Here is a 15,571-nt window from a genome sequence, read left to right as displayed (position 1 = left end):
CCCTATCCTGCCGCGTCGTCACGCGCGAGGTCGACCGCGCTGTTCACCAGACCGATGTGGCTGAAGGCCTGCGGGTAGTTGCCGAGCTGCCGTCCCGCCGCCGGGTCGTACTCCTCGGCCAGAAGCCCCACGTCGTTGCGCAGTTCCAGCAGCCGCTCGAAGAGTGCCTCGGCCTCCTGCCTGCGGCCCGTCCGGACCAGGGCGTCGACCAGCCAGAACGAACAGGCCAGGAACGCCCCCTCCTCGCCGGGAAGCCCGTCCACCGACCCGCCCCGGGTGCTGTAGCGGCGGATCAGACCGTCGTGGGCGAGCTCGTCCCGCACCGCGTCGACCGTCCCGGTGACCCGCGGGTCCTCGGGCGGCAGGAAGCCCGCGCGCACGATGAGCAGTGTCGCGGCGTCCAGCTCCTGGGAGCCGTAGGACTGGGTGAAGGTGTTGCGCACGGGGTCGTAGCCCTTCTCGCAGACCTCCGCGTGCACGGCGTCCCGCATCGCGCGCCAGCGGTCGGCGTCGCCGGGCAGGTTCGGGTCCTCCTCCAGGGTCCGCACCGCGCGGTCGGCGGCGACCCACGCCATCACCTTGGAGTGCACGAAGTGGCGGCGTGGCCCGCGGACCTCCCACAGGCCCTCGTCGGGCTCGCGCCAGGTGGACTCCAGGAAGCCCAGCAGGCTGAGCTGCAGGTTCCAGGCGTGCGACTTGTCGTCGAGCCCGGCCTCGCGGGCCACCCGGAGCGAGTCGATGACCTCGCCGTAGACGTCGAGCTGCCTCTGCCGCACGGCCGCGTTGCCCGCGCGCACCGGCAGCGAGCCCTCGTAACCGGCCAGCCAGGGCAGCTCCGTCTCGGGGAGCCTGCGTTCGCCCGCGAGTCCGTACATGATCTGCAGGTCCGCCGGGTCACCGGCGACGGCCCGCAGCAGCCAGTCCCGCCACGCCGCCGCCTCCTCCAGGTATCCGCACGCGATCATGGCGCCGAGGGTGAGGGTGGAGTCCCGCAGCCAGCAGAAGCGGTAGTCCCAGTTGCGTACGCCGCCGATCTCCTCCGGCAGCGAGGTGGTGAGCGCCGCCACGATGCCGCCGGTCGGCGCGTAGGTGAGCGCCTTGAGGGTGATCAGCGAGCGGAGTACCGCCTCCCGGTGCGGGCCCTCGTACGTGCACCTGGCCGACCACTTCGCCCAGTCCGCGAGGGTGTGCTTCAGGGCCTTGTGGGGATCGATCAGCTTGGGTCGGGGGGAGTGCGAGGGGTGCCACGTCAGGACGAACGCCACGGACTCCCCCTCGGAGACCGTGAAGGACGAGCAGGTGCTGAACTGCTGCCCCCAGGTCTTGACCTGCGGCTCGCTGCGCAGCCAGGCCGAGTCGGGGCCGGCCACGGCCACCCGGTGGCCGTCCGAGCGCCGCATCCACGGCACGACGGAGCCGAAGTCGAACCGCAGGCGCAGGACGGAGCTCATGTCGACGCTGCCGCTGACGCCCTCGACGATGCGCATCACGTCGGGCGCCTTGTCGCGCTGGGGCATGAAGTCGATGACCTTGACGGTCCCGGTCCTGGTCTCCCAGTAGGTCTCCAGGACCAGCGAGTCGTCCACGTAGGCGCGCCGGGTGCAGGTCTCGCCGGTGTCCGTGCCCTGCGGGGCGATCCGCCAGTGGCCGTTGTCCTCGTCGCCGAGCAGCGCGGCGAAGCAGGCGCCCGAGTCGAAGCGGGGCAGGCACAGCCAGTCGACAGAACCGTTCCTGCCCACCAGGGCGGCCGTCTGGAGATCGCCGATGAGAGCGTAGTCCTCGATGCGTGGAGTCACGCTCTGGCGTCTTCCCGAACCCGGGGCCCGTTAAGCAGCGAAACCGGTGTGAACAGGCAGGGAACGACGCCGCTCAGGCGGTCGCGGGCTCGGGCTGCTCCGCGGCCTCGCGGTCCCTCGCGGCCTGGTCGAGGTCGCGCTTCTCACGGCGTACGAGGATGACCCAGCCGACGGGGACCCCGGCGGCGAAGAGCCACCACTGGACGGCGTACGCCATATGGGGGCCGATGGAGCCGTCGTCCGGAGCCGCGATCACCTCCGGGCGGCCGCCGGCGGGTTCCGGCGCGGTCAGCTCCAGATATCCGCCGAGGACCGGCCGGCCCAGGAGCTGCGCCTGCTGGGCGCTGTTGATCAGCATCACCTGGCGGTCCGGCAGACCCTTCAGGTCCTTGATCCCGCTCGTGCCCGTCGTCTCGTCCGCCTTGAGCCGCCCGGTGACGGTGACCTGGCCGCGGGGCGGGGCCGGGACCTCGGGAAACTCCTGCTGGGCGGTCGCCGCCTCGACCCAGCCGCGGTTGACCAGGACGGTGCCACCGCCCTTCAGGTCGAACGGGGTCAGCACGAGGACGCCGATGCGCTCGTCCTGCGAGGTGCGCCGCCGTACGACGACCTCGTGCCGGGTGTCGAACGTTCCGGTGGCCGTCACCGCACGCCAGTAGTCGGAGCGGGGAACGGTGTGTCCGGGAGCGGTCAGGCGGTCGACGGGGACCGGGGCCGACTCGAGGTTCCGGGAGATCAGCGCGTTCTGCGCGACCCGGTGTTCATGCCGGTGCAGCTGCCAGAAACCGAGCTCGATCATCGTGGGAATCATGGCGAGGACGATGAGGGTGACGATCACCCACTGCCGGGTCAACAGGAAGCGGTACACCCCATGACCGTACAGCCGGGGCCATGGGGTGCGGCACGGAGGGGTCCCCGTGCGGACGGGGCGGCCCGTCATACTTTGTCCACGATGCCCGCCCTTCCCTCGGCCCGGGCGCAGTGGCCGCCGCAGTACCAGTGGCCGTCGACCTCGACGCCCTGGCCGATGACCTGGACCCGGCAGTGCTCGCAGATGGGCGCCATGCGGTGGATGGCGCAGGAGAAGCAGTCGAAGACGTGCACCGCGCCCTGCGCGTGCACCTCGAAGGACATCCCGTAGTCGTTTCCGCAGACCTCACAACGTGCCATGCGCCACAGGGTGGGACGCCCCGGGGCGGCGGGCGAGCCGATGCGGGGCGAGTCGCCCCCGGTTCACTCCGATGACGGTGACGGCTTCGGCACGGCGACCGTCGCGGCGGGGGCCACATCCCTCAGCAGGTGGGTGAAGGCGCTCTCCTCCAGGACGGGTGTGCCGAAGGACTTGGCCTTCACCGTCTTGGACGTCGCCGAGTCCGGGTCGTTGGTGACGAGCAGACTCGTCAGCCGCGACACACTGGTCGCCACGTGCAGGCCCGCCTCCACCGCGCGGTCCTCCAGGAGCTCCCGGTCGACGGAGGTGTCGCCGGAGAACGCCACACGCATGCCCTGCATGAGCGGTTTGTCCGACTCGTAGCGCCCCGGGTTGGGATACGGGCACGCGGGACGCTTGCGCGAGGGGCGCCAGCTCTGCGCCGGAGACGGCCGGTAGCCGGCGCGCGGGGCGACCGGCGAGTCGTACCACTCGGTCAGCGGCCGGCACTCCAGCAGGGGCAGCCGCACCCCGTCCCTGGCCGCGGCCAGCAGACTCGGCCGGAAGGCCTCCGCCAGCACCCGGGCGTCGTCCAGGGCGTGGTGCGCGCGCTGCTGCACCACGCCGAAGTGCGCGGCCAGCGACTCCAGCTTGTGGTTGGGCAGGGGGAGCCGCAGTTCCTTGGAGAGCGCGATGGTGCACAGGCGCTGCTCGACGGGCGCGGTCACCGCGGCGCGGGCGTACTCGCGGGCGATCATCGACCAGTCGAACGCGGCGTTGTGGGCGACGAGTACACGGCCCGCGAGCCGCTCGGACAGCTCGCCGGCCACCTCGGGGAAGAGCGGCGCCCCTTCCAGGACGTCGCTGGTCAGCCCGTGGATCCAGACGGGACCGGGGTCCCGCTCGGGGTTCACCAGCGTGTACCAGTGGTCCTCGACCTCGCCGCGGGCGTCGAGGCGGTACACGGCAGCGGACACTATCCGGTCGTCGCGGGCGAGTCCGGTGGTCTCCACGTCGACGACCGCGTACCCCTGGGGATACGCGGCCGGCCACGGCGCTGCGGTCTGACGGTCGTCGAGCATGGTCACAGAGAATACGGGCCGGGGCCGACAGTGACCTATCCGGGCGGTGCCCGCCGTGAACCCGGAGGCGATGCCGAGCAGTTGGCCGCGCCCCCGGAAACGCCGTTCCGGATGCGGCCGCGGCGCCTGCGGTGAGACGCTCCCGGGATGACGGACACGCAGGCGCAGACGCACGACGAACCCCACGGGGGCGGGCTCGGCACCCGGCTCAACTGGCTGCGGGCCGCGGTGCTGGGTGCCAACGACGGTGTGGTCTCGACCGCCGGCCTCGTCGTCGGGGTCGCCGGCGCGACCGGGAACCGGACCGCGCTCCTGACGGCCGGACTCGCCGGGCTGCTCGCGGGCTCCATGTCGATGGCCGCGGGCGAATACGTGTCGGTGTCCACCCAGCGCGACTCGGAGAAGGCGGCGCTGGAGACCGAGAGACGGGAGCTGGAGGAGACCCCGGAGGCCGAGCTCGCCGAACTGACCGGACTGCTGGAGGAGAAGGGGCTGAGCGCACGGCTCGCCCGAGAGGCCGCCGTCCAGCTCACGCGGCGCGACGCGCTGCGCGCCCACGCCGAGGTCGAGCTCGGCATCGACCCGGACGAGCTGACGAATCCCTGGCACGCGGCGGGAGCGAGCTTCCTCGCCTTCACGGTGGGAGCGATGCTTCCCCTGCTGGCGATCGTGCTGCCACCCGCCTCGGCGCGGCTCCCCGTCACCGTGCTGTCCGTGCTCGCCGCGCTGGCCCTCACCGGCTGGTGGAGTGCCCGGCTGGGGGAGGCGGCCGCCGGGCGCGCGGTGCTGCGCAACATGGCCGGCGGAGCGGTGGCCATGGCGGTGACGTACGGGGCGGGTGCGCTGCTCGGGGCGGCGGGGGTGTAGACACACGCCCCAGGGTGCGGAGCCTGGCGCGGGCCGTCCGCCGAGCGGATCGGCGCAACCACGCCCGGGGGGACGGGAGTTCTTCCTCCACGTGAACGCGCCGGCCGGAAATCCCGCGACGGGCCCGTTGGCGGAACCCGCCAAACGCTGATGACGTCACGTCTCGCATACTTGTCGGTAACAACATCTATCGCCCGTCGGCCCGCGGCCCTACGGTGCTCGCATGGAGCCGAACCTGCCCGATGTCGTGCTGTGGTCCATCCCGGCCTTCGTCCTGCTCACCGTCCTCGAGATGGTGTCCTACCGGCTGCACCCGGACGACGACGCCGCCGGGTACGACGCCAAGGACGCCGCCACCAGCATCACCATGGGGCTGGGCAGTCTGGTCTTCGACCTGCTGTGGAAGATACCCGTCGTCGCGATCTACGCGGCCCTGTACGAACTGACGCCGCTGCGCGTCCCCGTGCTGTGGTGGACGGTCCTGCTGATGCTCCTCGCCCAGGACTTCTTCTACTACTGGTCCCACCGGGGCCACCACGTCATCCGGCTCCTCTGGGCCTGCCACGTGGTCCACCACTCCAGCCGGAAGTTCAACCTCAGCACCGCCCTTCGCCAGCCGTGGACCTCGCTCACGTCCTGGCCGTTCTACCTCCCGCTCATCGCCCTCGGCGTCCACCCGGCCGCGCTCGCCTTCTGCTCCTCGGCGAACCTCGTCTACCAGTTCTGGGTGCACACCGAGCGGATCGACAAGCTGCCCCGGCCCTTCGAGTACGCGCTCAACACCCCCTCCCACCACCGGGTGCACCACGCCTCGCAGGGCGGCTACCTCGACCGCAACTTCGGCGGGATCCTCATCGTCTGGGACCGCCTCTTCGGCTCCTTCGCCGCGGAGACCGAGCGGCCCGTCTTCGGCCTGACCAAGAACATCGCCACGCACAACCCGTTCCGCGTCGCCACCCACGAGTACGCCGCCATCGCCCGCGACGTGCGCGCGGCGGACACCTGGAGCGAACGGGCCGGCCGGGTCTTCCGCGGACCGGGCTGGCAGCCCCCGGCGGCCGCCTCCGGCGTGACCGCCCCCGCTCAGGTGCAGCCCCGCGCAGCCACCGAGCACACCGGATGACCCGCGGCGCCGGTGCGCCCCGGCTCGTACGCCCGCTGCTCACGGCCTTCGCGGCCGCGGCGGCGGTCCACCTCGCGGGTCTCCTCGCCGGGGTCCAGGCCGCCCACGTGGCCACCAAACCGCTGCTGGTCCTCCTGCTCGCCGCCTACGCCGCCGCCCGCGGCGGACCCCGCCTGCTGATCGCCGCTCTGCTGTGCGGCTGGGCGGGCGACGTGCTGCTCATGCTCGACGCGGACGCCGCGTTCCTCGCCGGGATGGGCTTCTTCGCCGTGGGCCACGTCTGCTACCTCGTGCTCTTCGGACGCGCCCCCCTGCGCCCGGTCACCGGCCTCGTGTACGCCGTCGTCCTCGTGGCGTTCGTCGTGGTCCTGTGGCCCGGACTCCCGGCCGGGCTGCGGATCCCGCTCACCGGCTACAGCGTGCTGCTCACGGCCATGGCCTGGCGGGCCGGTGTCCTCGGGCGGCACGCGGCGGCCGGCGGGGCCCTCTTCCTGATCTCCGACGCGCTGATCGCCACCGGCCTCGCGGACCTGCCGCAGCTGCCCGCGCACAACTTCGTGATCATGCTGACCTACATCGCGGCGCAGTACCTGCTCACCCGGGGAGCGCTCGGTCCGGACGAGGATTCCACCGGCGCCGCCCCCGGGGCGTACCGTGAGAGGGGTATCAGAATCTGAGACGAGCGAGGACTTCGACGCATGCGCGCCACCGTGATCCATGCCGCCCACGACATACGCGTCGAGGACGTGCCCGACCCCACGATCCAGCAGCCCACGGATGTGGTGCTCCGGGTCCTGCGCGCCTGTATCTGCGGCAGTGACCTCTGGGCCTACCGCGGAGTGTCCGCCCGGCAGCCCGGCCAGCGCATCGGCCACGAGTTCCTCGGCGTCGTCGAGGAGGCCGGCTCCGGCGTCGAGGGCTTCGCCGTCGGCGACCTCGTCGTGGCGCCGTTCGTCTGGTCCGACGGCACCTGCACCTACTGCGCCGAAGGACTGACGACCTCCTGCCGGCAGGGCGGGTTCTGGGGATCGGCGGGCTCGGACGGCGGTCAGGGCGAGGCCGTCCGCGTCCCGTTCGCCGACGGCACCCTCGTGCGGCTCCCGGCCGCCGCCGCGTCCGACGACCGGCTGCTCACCGCGCTCCTCGCGCTCTCCGACGTCCTCGGCACCGGACACCACGCCGCCCTCGGCGCGGGCGTGGGTCCCGGCAGCACCGTCGCGGTCGTCGGCGACGGCGCGGTGGGCCTGTGCGGCGTCATGGCCGCCAAGCGGCTCGGCGCGGAGCGGATCATCGCTCTCGGCCGCCACAGCGCCCGCACCGACATCGCCCGCGCTTTCGGTGCCACGGACGTCGTCGCCGAGCGCGGCGAGGCGGCCCTCGCGGCCGTACGGGAACTGACCCTGGGCGAGGGCGCCCACGGAGTGATCGAGGCCGTCGGGACCGAGCAGTCCATGCGCACGGCCATCGGCATCATCCGTGACGGCGGCTCCATCGGCTACGTCGGAGTCCCGCACGGCAGCGGCACCGGTGTCGACCTCGACGTCATGTTCGACCGGAACATCGCCCTGCGCGGCGGCGTCGCCCCCGTGCGCACGTACATCCCGGAACTGCTCCCCGACGTGCTCGACGGCACGATCGACCCCTCGCCCGTCTTCGACCTGTCCGTCGGGCTGGACGGGGTGCCGGGCGGCTACAAGGCCATGGACGAGCGCACGGCGCTCAAGGTCCTCATCAAGCCGTAGCGCGGCACACCGGGCCATGGACACGGCAGGGGTGGGGGACCGCGGTCCCCCACCCCTGCCCCGTGCCGTGCGGGCGTGCTACCTGCGGACCGCGTCCAGCGCGTCCACGACACCGGCTCCGTAGAAGCCGTTGTAGTGCTTGCCGCCCTCGCAGACGGCGTCGACGGTGCCGTCACCGTTGATGTCGTACGGCGCGCCACAGGCGGTCTCGTCGGCCTGGTGCGTCAGCAGCGCCTTCACCACGCCCGCCGAGGCGTGCGGGTGCGTCGACTTGACGAGCGCCGCGACGCCCGCCACGTGCGGGGAGGCCATGGACGTCCCGGCCATGTAGCCGAATCCGCCGCCGGGCAGCGTCGAGAGGATCAGGCCGCTGGTCGCCGGCGGCGCCGGGGTCTGGTAGACGGTCGAGTCGCCGCCGGGGGCCGCGACGTCGATGACCCCGAGACCGTAGTTCGAGTACGAGGACTTGAGGCCCTTCGCACCGGTCGCGGCGACCGTCACGACGCCCGGGAGCATGGTCGGGATGTCCGGGCACTCGCTCGGGTCGACCGTGCGGGTGACCGTCGTGCCGTCGTTGGGGCTCGTGGTGTCCTCGATGGCGTCGAGGGCCAGGTCGTGGTCGGAGTTGCCGGCCGCGGCGACGTTGACGACGCCCCTGCCCTCCGCGTAACGGGTCGCGCGAGTGACCGCCTCGACCAGGGCGCCCTGGTCCGGGTCGTTCTTGCAGTTGAACAGCCACGGGTCCGTGTAATAGCTGTTGTTCGTGACGTCCACGCCGTGCTCGGCCGCCCACACGAAGCCGCAGACGACGGCCTCGGTGTAGAAGTAGCCCGCCGGGGTCGACACCTTGATGCCGGCCACCTTCACGCCGGGGGCCACGCCGGTGACGCCCACGCCGTTCTTCGCCGCGGCTATGGTGCCCGCGACGTGCGTGCCGTGGGGGCTCTCGCCGGCCGCGGGCCGCCAGGCGCCGTCCGTGGTGTCCGGGGCGCCGGACACGCAGTTCACCGAGGCCTTGCGGTCGAAGTTCGGGGCCAGGTCGGGGTGCGTGTCGTCCACACCCGTGTCGATGACGGCGACCGTGACCTTGCTGCTGCCGAGCGACTTCTGGTGTGCCTTGTCCGCCTTGATGGCGGGCAGGTCCCACTGCAGCGGTTCGAGCGGGTCCTGGCCGGCGGTCGCCTTCCCGGCTGCGGTGCGCGCCTGCGCGGCGGCGAGGGGCTGCTGGACCCCGATGTCCTTCGTCGCCTGCGGGACGATCGGGCTGGTGCGTGTGGCGCCCGCGGACTGGACGCCCCTGGCCTTGCGGATCGTCGCGCCGAAGTCCGGGTTCTTCGAGTGGACGACGATGACGCCTATGCGGTCGTAGGACGTCACGACCGTCCCGCCGGCCTTGGATATCGCCTTGCGTACCTGCTTGACGGTGCCGTGTCCCCCTCGTGTGTTCACGACGTACGACAGCTGGGGGCCGTCCGCCGGAACCGCCGCCGCCGGCTCGTCCGCGGGTGCCGCGGCCGCGGTCCCCGTCGGGAGGAAGCCGAGCGAGGCCGTGAGCGCGAGTCCGACGGGCAGCGTGAGGACGCGTGTCCGTCTGGATGCCAGATGAGCCATGGGTTCTCCACATCATCCGTGCCAGTGGACCGGACACAGGTGTGTCCGGTCCGGTACATGACCAAGGAAGCTATCGCTGATCTTCCCGGCGCATCAACGAATACGGGCAAGTGAGTTCGAGGTGTGACCTATGGGAGTCAGGTTTACAGGCTTTCCGTGCCGGAGGGCGGACGTCCGGAAACAGGCCGAACCTCCGGTGAACCGCTTCGCCGCGGCCCCCGTGCCGTTGCACAGGGAGTCGTGCACCATCCCCCACACACAGAGGACTCCCCGTGAAATCCAACGCCCCGACCACCGCATCCGCGTCGCGAGGAGAATCCGTGGCCACCGAAGCACCGCCGCCCCAGGGCCGTAAGGACGACGGCCCCGTCCAGCCCACCACCGAGGCATTCCTCGAGGCGCAGAACAGCGCGGAGTTCGCCGCCCTGCGCCGCTCCCACCGCTCCTTCGCCTTCCCGCTCACCGTCGGCTTCATCGCCTGGTACCTGCTGTACGTGCTGCTGTCCAGTTACGCCGGCGACTTCATGGGCACCATCGTCTTCGCCAACTTCAACGTGGCCTTCGTCTTCGGCCTCGCCCAGTTCGCCACCACGTTCCTGATCGCCTGGTTCTACTCGCGCCACGCCACGAACAAGCTCGACCCGCAGGCGGCGGCCATCAAGTCCCGTATGGAGGCCGACGCATGAGCGCCGCGTACGACTCGCACGCCGTGATCCAGCTCGCCGCCTCGTCGACCGCCGAGCACCGGCCGCTGATCATCACCCTCTTCGCGGTCTTCGTCGCCGCGACCCTGGGCATCACCGTCTGGGCCGGCCGGCAGACCAAGAGCGCGTCCGACTTCTACGCGGGCGGGCGCCAGTTCACCGCCTTCCAGAACGGTCTCGCGGTCTCCGGCGACTACATGTCGGCCGCGAGCTTCCTCGGCATCGCCGGAGCCATCGCGCTCTTCGGATACGACGGCTTCCTCTACTCCATCGGCTTCCTCGTGGCCTGGCTCGTCGCGCTGCTGCTCGTCGCCGAGCCGCTGCGGAACTCCGGCCGCTACACCATGGGCGACGTCCTCGCCTACCGCATGCGCCAGCGGCCGGTGCGCACCGCCGCGGGCACCTCCACCATCGTCGTCTCGATCTTCTACCTGCTCGCCCAGATGGCCGGCGCGGGCGTCCTGGTGTCCCTGCTGCTCGGCATCACCAGCGACGCGGGCAAGGTCCTCATCGTCGCGCTGGTCGGCGTGCTGATGATCCTCTACGTCACCATCGGCGGCATGAAGGGGACCACCTGGGTCCAGATGGTCAAGGCCGTGCTGCTCATCGCGGGCGCGCTGCTCATGACCTTCCTGGTGCTGTGGAAGTTCGACTTCAACGTGTCCGACCTGCTCGGCACCGCGGCGGAGAAGAGCGGCCACGGGGCCGCGTTCCTGGAGCCGGGACTCAAGTACGGCAGCACCGACGTCTCGAAGCTGGACTTCATCTCGCTGGGCCTCGCGCTGGTCCTCGGCACCGCGGGCCTGCCGCACATCCTCATCCGCTTCTACACCGTGCCGACCGCCAAGGCCGCCCGCAAGTCCGTGAACTGGGCCATCGGGATCATCGGCTCCTTCTACCTGATGACCATCGCCCTCGGCTTCGGCGCGGCCGCCCTGATCGGGCCGGACGAGATCAAGGCGAAGAACCCGGCGGGCAACGCCGCCGCACCCCAGCTGGCCGAGTACCTCGGCGGGGTCGGCACCACATGGGGCGCGATCCTGCTGGCGGTCATCTCCGCCGTCGCCTTCGCCACCATCCTCGCCGTCGTCGCCGGCCTCACCCTGGCCTCCTCGTCGTCGTTCGCCCACGACATCTACGCCAACGTCATCCGCAAGGGGACCGCGACCGAGAAGGAGGAGATGCGCGCCGCCAAGTGGGCGACCGTCGCGATCGGCGTCGTCTCCATCGCCCTGGGCGCGCTCGCCCGCGACCTGAACGTCGCGGGACTCGTCGCGCTGGCCTTCGCCGTCGCCGCCTCGGCCAATCTGCCGACCATCCTCTACAGCCTCTTCTGGAAGCGCTTCACGACCCAGGGCGCCCTCTGGTCGATCTACGGCGGCCTCGCCTCGTCCGTCCTGCTGGTGCTCTTCTCGCCGGTCGTCTCCGGCAAGGTCACCTCGATGTTCCCGGACGCCGACTTCGCCTGGTTCCCGCTGGAGAACCCGGGCCTCATCTCCATCCCGCTGGGCTTCCTGCTCGGCTGGGTGGGCTCCGTCCTCTCCAAGGAGGAACCGGACGAGGGCAAGTACGCGGAACTCGAGGTCAAGTCCCTCACCGGCACGGGAGCCCACTGACCCGTCCGGCGCACCGCCCCGGGGCCCCGTCGTAGAGTCCTACGACGGGGCCCCGTCACACCTCGTGTCAACCGAGCACCATGGATGTCACCGGTCTCGCGTACCCTCGGAAGAGTCAGAGCCGCAACCGCGGACACCAGCGGGAGGGGGCCCACAGTGCTCGTCGACACCTACGGCAGGGTCGCCACCGACCTGCGTGTGTCACTGACCGACAAGTGCAATCTGCGCTGCACCTACTGCATGCCCGAGGAAGGCCTGCAGTGGCTGGGCAAGACGGAGCTGCTCAGCGACGACGAGATCGTCCGGCTCGTCCGTATCGCCGTCACCGCCCTCGGGATCACCGAGGTCCGGTTCACCGGCGGCGAGCCGCTGCTGCGCCCCGGACTCGTCTCCATCGTCGAGCAGTGCGCCGCGCTGGAGCCCCGCCCCAAGATGTCGCTCACGACCAACGGCATCGGGCTGAAGCGCACCGCCTCCGCACTGAAGGCGGCGGGCCTGGACCGGGTCAACGTGTCCCTGGACACCCTGCGGCCCGAGGTCTTCAAGACGCTGACCCGCCGCGACCGCCACCAGGACGTGCTCGACGGACTCCGGGCCGCCCGGGAAGCGGGCCTCACCCCGGTCAAGGTCAACTCCGTCCTCATGCCGGGGCTCAACGAGGACGAGGCCCCCGAGCTGCTCGCCTGGGCCGTGGAGAACGCCTACGAACTCCGCTTCATCGAGCAGATGCCGCTGGACGCCCAGCACGGCTGGAAGCGCGACGGGATGATCACGGCGGGCGACATCCTCGCCTCGCTGCGCACGCGCTTCTCGCTCACCGCCGAGGGCGACGACGAGCGCGGATCCGCCCCCGCCGAGCGCTGGACCGTCGACGGCGGTCCCCATCGCGTCGGCGTGATCGCCTCCGTGACCAGACCGTTCTGCGGTGCCTGCGACCGGACGCGGCTCACCGCCGACGGGCAGGTCCGCACCTGCCTCTTCGCCCGCGAGGAGACGGACCTGCGCGCCGCGCTGCGCTCCGACGCCCCGGACGAGGAGATCGCCCGGATCTGGCGGCTCGCGATGTGGGGCAAGAAGGCGGGTTCCGGCCTCGACGACCCCGCGTTCCTGCAGCCCGACCGCCCGATGTCAGCCATCGGCGGCTGAGGACTCCCACTCCCGCAGCGTCACGACGTCCTTGAGGAAGCCGCGCACCCCGAGGAACGAGGACAGGTGCTCCCGGTGTTCGTCGCAGGCGAGCCAGGTCTTGCGGCGCTCGGGGGTATGCAGCTTCGGGTTGTTCCAGGCCAGCACCCACACGGCGTCGGCGCGGCAACCCTTGGCGGAGCAGACGGGGGCGCCGGTGGCGCTGTCGGCGGGAGTGTCGGGGAGCTTCACGACCTCAACCCTAAGGGCTGCACTCCGGCCTCTTCTCGGCGCATCCCCGCCGGAGAAAGGGCGACGCCGAGCAGCCACGGGGGGAGCTGCCCGGCGTCGGTCCGTCGCTCCGACGGGGGATGCGGAGCGCACCCGAAGTATGGCACGGCGACCATGATCGGTTGCACCGGATCGTCATGATTGATCTGAGCTCTTCTTGAGCTTTCCGCGCCGTTCCCGCTCAGTCCGCCGTGCGTGCGTCCCCGGCGCGTGAGGCCGGTCCCGGCTCCGCGGCCGGTCCCGTGAAGTGCTCCGCGTGACCCGCCGTACGGGAGTCGCCGATCGCGGGCCGCATCGGTGCGGGCACGAACGTCGTGGGGAGCGAAGGCGCGTTCTCCCGGCCCGCGTTGGCGATGACGACCGCGACATAAGGGAGCAGAACGCCCAGGGCGAGCGCCACCACGGCCACATGCCTCTCCACGTTCCACAGAGTCGCGGCCAGCACCACGGACACGGTGCGGACGGACATCGAGATGATGTAACGCCGCTGCCTGCCGCGCACGTCCTCGGCCAGTCCCTGCCGGGCACCCGTGATACGGAAGACCTCCGCGCCGCTCTGCTTCCGCATCGTGATTCCACCACCAGATCTCCGTGCCGGACCTACCCGGGCGACCGGTCCCACGGTACGCCCGCCCCGCACGCGCTTCGAGACCGGGGCGCGCCCGGCGTGTGCGGGTCCGGACCCCCGGTCCACGTACGGCCGTGTCCGGCATGCGGCGTACGTCCGCCGAGCCGAGACTGGTGGGCGTGCGCACACCGCGCCGCGCGAGGAGGCGACATGGGCTGGCTGTGGGCGATCATCGTAGGTCTGGTGCTCGGTGTGATCGCTCGGGCGATCCTGCCCGGCAAACAGGACATCCCGCTCTGGCTGACGGTCGTGTTCGGCATCCTCGGCAGCATTCTCGGCAACGCCGTCGCCACCTGGATCGGCGTCAACGACACCAAGGGCATCGACTGGACGCGGCACGTGCTTCAGCTGATCGGTGCCGTGGCCGTCGTGGGGGTGGGGGACATGATCTGGCAGTCCGTCAAGGGCGACCGCGGCAAGAAGCAGAGCACCTGACCCGACCGGACACGACTGCGGCCGGCCACGCGTCACGCGTGGCCGGCCGCAGTCGTGTGCGCGGGCGGCCTCAGCCGGTCGTGACCTCGACGGCCGCCAGATTCTTCTTGCCCCGGCGCAGCACCAGCCACCGGCCGTGCAGCAGCTCCGAGACCGCCGGGGCGCTCTCGCCGTCCGTGACCTTCGCGTTGTTCACGTAGGCCCCGCCCTCCTTGACGGTGCGGCGGGCGGCCGACTTGCTGGCGGACAGCCCGACTTCGACCAGCAGGTCCACCACCGGGCCGAGCTCGCCGACCCTGGCGTGCGGGACCTCGGACAGCGCGGCGCTCAGCGTGGCCTCGTCCAGCTCACCCAGCTCACCCTGGCCGAACAGCGCCTTCGACGCGGCGATGACCGCCGCGCACTGGGCGCCGCCGTGCACCAGCGTCGTCAGCTCCTCGGCCAGCGCCCGCTGCGCCGAGCGCGCCTGCGGACGCTCCTCGGTGAGCTGCTCCAGCTCCTCCAGCTCCTCGCGGCTCTTGAAGCTGAGGATGCGCATGTAGGTCGAGATGTCCCGGTCGTCCACGTTCAGCCAGAACTGGTAGAACGCGTACGGCGTCGTCATCTCCGGGTCGAGCCAGACGGCCCCGCTCTCGGACTTGCCGAACTTGGTGCCGTCGGCCTTCACCATCAGCGGCGTCGCCAGCGCGTGCACGGCGGCACCCGGCTCCAGGCGGTGGATCAGGTCGATGCCCGCCGTGAGGTTGCCCCACTGGTCGCTGCCGCCCTGCTGGAGGGTGCAGCCGTAGCGCCGGTACAGCTCCAGGTAGTCCATGCCCTGGAGCAGCTGGTAGCTGAACTCCGTGTAGCTGATGCCCTCCTGGGACTCCAGCCGGCGGGCCACCGAGTCCTTGGTGAGCATCTTGTTGACCCGGAAGTGCTTGCCGATGTCCCGCAGGAACTCGATCGCGGAGAGGCCCGCCGTCCAGTCCAGGTTGTTCACCATCGTGGCGGCGTTCGGGCCGTCGAAGGTGAGGAAGGGCTCGATCTGCCCGCGCAGCCGCTGGACCCACGCGGCGATGGTCTCCGGGTCGTTCAGCGTGCGCTCGGCGGTCGGGCGGGGGTCACCGATCTGACCCGTCGCCCCGCCGACCAGGGCGAGCGGCCTCAGGCCGGCCTGCTGGAGCCGGCGCATGGTGAGCACCTGCACCAGGTGGCCGACGTGAAGACTCGCGGCGGTCGGGTCGAACCCGCAATAGAACGTGACCGGGCCGTCCGCGAGAGCCTTGCGCAATGCGTCCTCGTCGGTGGACTGGGCGAACAGCCCGCGCCACTTCAGCTCGTCGACGATGTCCGTCACGGTCGATTCTCTCCTCGGGGGGTTCGGCGGTAATGCGCGGTTCAGTCTAAGGGCTGTCCCGG

At 71.3% G+C, this 15,571-nt stretch carries 16 protein-coding genes; 8 read left to right on the top strand and 8 right to left on the bottom strand.

The features are described 5' to 3' along the window. Positions 1-2 precede the first annotated feature (2 nt). The 4 genes from ACFYY2_RS21405 to ACFYY2_RS21390 form a co-directional block, all read right to left on the bottom strand. The gene (locus ACFYY2_RS21405) at positions 3-1,796 is read right to left on the bottom strand and encodes a glycoside hydrolase family 15 protein (protein WP_388745182.1); all 1,794 of its coding nucleotides are present in this window, start codon (positions 1,794-1,796) and stop codon (positions 3-5) included. A 73-nt stretch (positions 1,797-1,869) separates the two neighbouring features. Further along, positions 1,870-2,664, bottom strand: a complete 795-nt coding sequence (locus ACFYY2_RS21400) for an SURF1 family protein (protein ID WP_388745180.1) — start codon at positions 2,662-2,664, stop codon at positions 1,870-1,872. Positions 2,665-2,732: 68 nt separating this feature from the next. Further along, the gene (locus ACFYY2_RS21395; protein WP_073747930.1) at positions 2,733-2,966 is read right to left on the bottom strand and encodes a hypothetical protein; all 234 of its coding nucleotides are present in this window, start codon (positions 2,964-2,966) and stop codon (positions 2,733-2,735) included. A 63-nt stretch (positions 2,967-3,029) separates the two neighbouring features. Further along, entirely contained in the window at positions 3,030-4,034 is a 1,005-nt protein-coding gene (locus tag ACFYY2_RS21390) for a DEDDh family exonuclease (RefSeq protein WP_388745178.1), read from the bottom strand. Positions 4,035-4,175: 141 nt separating this feature from the next. Here ACFYY2_RS21390 and ACFYY2_RS21385 point away from each other — a divergent pair, with 141 nt between their 5' ends. From ACFYY2_RS21385 to ACFYY2_RS21370, 4 genes are all read left to right on the top strand, one after another. After that, positions 4,176-4,895, top strand: coding sequence for a VIT family protein (locus ACFYY2_RS21385; RefSeq protein WP_388745176.1), 720 nt, complete (start codon positions 4,176-4,178; stop codon positions 4,893-4,895). A gap of 223 nt (positions 4,896-5,118) precedes the next feature. Beyond that, the gene (locus ACFYY2_RS21380; RefSeq protein ID WP_388745174.1) at positions 5,119-6,018 is read left to right on the top strand and encodes a sterol desaturase family protein; all 900 of its coding nucleotides are present in this window, start codon (positions 5,119-5,121) and stop codon (positions 6,016-6,018) included. Next, entirely contained in the window at positions 6,015-6,695 is a 681-nt protein-coding gene (locus ACFYY2_RS21375) for a lysoplasmalogenase (RefSeq protein WP_388745172.1), read from the top strand. Before ACFYY2_RS21380 ends, ACFYY2_RS21375 begins: the two co-directional genes overlap by 4 nt. 21 nt (positions 6,696-6,716) lie before the next feature. Continuing rightward, entirely contained in the window at positions 6,717-7,760 is a 1,044-nt protein-coding gene (locus ACFYY2_RS21370; protein WP_388745170.1) for a zinc-dependent alcohol dehydrogenase family protein, read from the top strand. Positions 7,761-7,838: 78 nt separating this feature from the next. On the opposite strand, the gene ACFYY2_RS21365 is transcribed toward ACFYY2_RS21370, so the two are convergent. Next, entirely contained in the window at positions 7,839-9,371 is a 1,533-nt protein-coding gene (locus ACFYY2_RS21365; RefSeq protein WP_388745168.1) for a S8 family serine peptidase, read from the bottom strand. A 320-nt stretch (positions 9,372-9,691) separates the two neighbouring features. On the opposite strand from ACFYY2_RS21365, the gene ACFYY2_RS21360 reads away from it, so the two are divergent. The 3 genes from ACFYY2_RS21360 to moaA all read left to right on the top strand — a co-directional run bounded on the left by ACFYY2_RS21360 (position 9,692) and on the right by moaA (position 12,837). Continuing rightward, positions 9,692-10,057: a DUF485 domain-containing protein gene (locus tag ACFYY2_RS21360; protein WP_329036106.1), complete on the top strand. Its 366-nt coding sequence runs from the start codon at positions 9,692-9,694 to the stop codon at positions 10,055-10,057. After that, positions 10,054-11,691 (top strand): cation acetate symporter, encoded by a 1,638-nt coding sequence (locus tag ACFYY2_RS21355; protein WP_388745166.1) that lies wholly within the window; start codon positions 10,054-10,056, stop codon positions 11,689-11,691. The genes ACFYY2_RS21360 and ACFYY2_RS21355 overlap by 4 nt, the downstream gene beginning before the upstream one ends. Before the next feature lie 156 nt (positions 11,692-11,847). Further along, positions 11,848-12,837 carry a GTP 3',8-cyclase MoaA gene (moaA, locus tag ACFYY2_RS21350; RefSeq protein WP_388745164.1) on the top strand — a complete coding sequence of 330 codons (990 nt, stop codon included), beginning with the start codon at positions 11,848-11,850 and terminating at the stop codon, positions 12,835-12,837. Here moaA and ACFYY2_RS21345 read toward each other — a convergent pair. Then, on the bottom strand, positions 12,820-13,068 hold the full coding sequence (locus ACFYY2_RS21345) for a hypothetical protein (RefSeq protein WP_388745162.1): 249 nt from the start codon (positions 13,066-13,068) through the stop codon (positions 12,820-12,822). The two genes, moaA and ACFYY2_RS21345, sit on opposite strands and share 18 nt — an antisense overlap. Positions 13,069-13,288: 220 nt before the next feature. Continuing rightward, positions 13,289-13,675 carry a DUF3099 domain-containing protein gene (locus ACFYY2_RS21340; RefSeq protein ID WP_388745161.1) on the bottom strand — a complete coding sequence of 129 codons (387 nt, stop codon included), beginning with the start codon at positions 13,673-13,675 and terminating at the stop codon, positions 13,289-13,291. Positions 13,676-13,885: 210 nt separating this feature from the next. Between ACFYY2_RS21340 and ACFYY2_RS21335 the strand changes: the two genes are divergently transcribed. Next, positions 13,886-14,170, top strand: coding sequence for a GlsB/YeaQ/YmgE family stress response membrane protein (locus tag ACFYY2_RS21335; protein ID WP_388745159.1), 285 nt, complete (start codon positions 13,886-13,888; stop codon positions 14,168-14,170). A 70-nt stretch (positions 14,171-14,240) separates the two neighbouring features. Here ACFYY2_RS21335 and tyrS read toward each other — a convergent pair whose 3' ends face one another. Next, positions 14,241-15,509 (bottom strand): tyrosine--tRNA ligase, encoded by a 1,269-nt coding sequence (tyrS, locus tag ACFYY2_RS21330; protein ID WP_388745157.1) that lies wholly within the window; start codon positions 15,507-15,509, stop codon positions 14,241-14,243. Positions 15,510-15,571: the final 62 nt, after the last annotated feature.

The organism is Streptomyces sp. NPDC001822, from assembly GCF_042892135.1.
Classification (GTDB): domain Bacteria; phylum Actinomycetota; class Actinomycetes; order Streptomycetales; family Streptomycetaceae; genus Streptomyces.
Note: the sequence above shows the minus strand (reverse complement) of the source record. Positions and strands in the feature narration are given on the sequence as shown.

Excerpts from the sequence above, each read along its gene's own strand:
- ACFYY2_RS21395 (WP_073747930.1), bottom strand. The coding sequence starts at position 2,966 with ATGGCACGTTGTGAGGTCTGCGGAAACGACTACGGGATGTCCTTCGAG.
- ACFYY2_RS21385 (WP_388745176.1), top strand. The coding sequence starts at position 4,176 with ATGACGGACACGCAGGCGCAGACGCACGACGAACCCCACGGGGGCGGG.
- ACFYY2_RS21380 (WP_388745174.1), top strand. The coding sequence starts at position 5,119 with ATGGAGCCGAACCTGCCCGATGTCGTGCTGTGGTCCATCCCGGCCTTC.
- ACFYY2_RS21375 (WP_388745172.1), top strand. The coding sequence starts at position 6,015 with ATGACCCGCGGCGCCGGTGCGCCCCGGCTCGTACGCCCGCTGCTCACG.
- ACFYY2_RS21370 (WP_388745170.1), top strand. The coding sequence starts at position 6,717 with ATGCGCGCCACCGTGATCCATGCCGCCCACGACATACGCGTCGAGGAC.
- ACFYY2_RS21365 (WP_388745168.1), bottom strand. The coding sequence starts at position 9,371 with ATGGCTCATCTGGCATCCAGACGGACACGCGTCCTCACGCTGCCCGTC.
- ACFYY2_RS21355 (WP_388745166.1), top strand. The coding sequence starts at position 10,054 with ATGAGCGCCGCGTACGACTCGCACGCCGTGATCCAGCTCGCCGCCTCG.
- ACFYY2_RS21340 (WP_388745161.1), bottom strand. The coding sequence starts at position 13,675 with ATGCGGAAGCAGAGCGGCGCGGAGGTCTTCCGTATCACGGGTGCCCGG.
- ACFYY2_RS21335 (WP_388745159.1), top strand. The coding sequence starts at position 13,886 with ATGGGCTGGCTGTGGGCGATCATCGTAGGTCTGGTGCTCGGTGTGATC.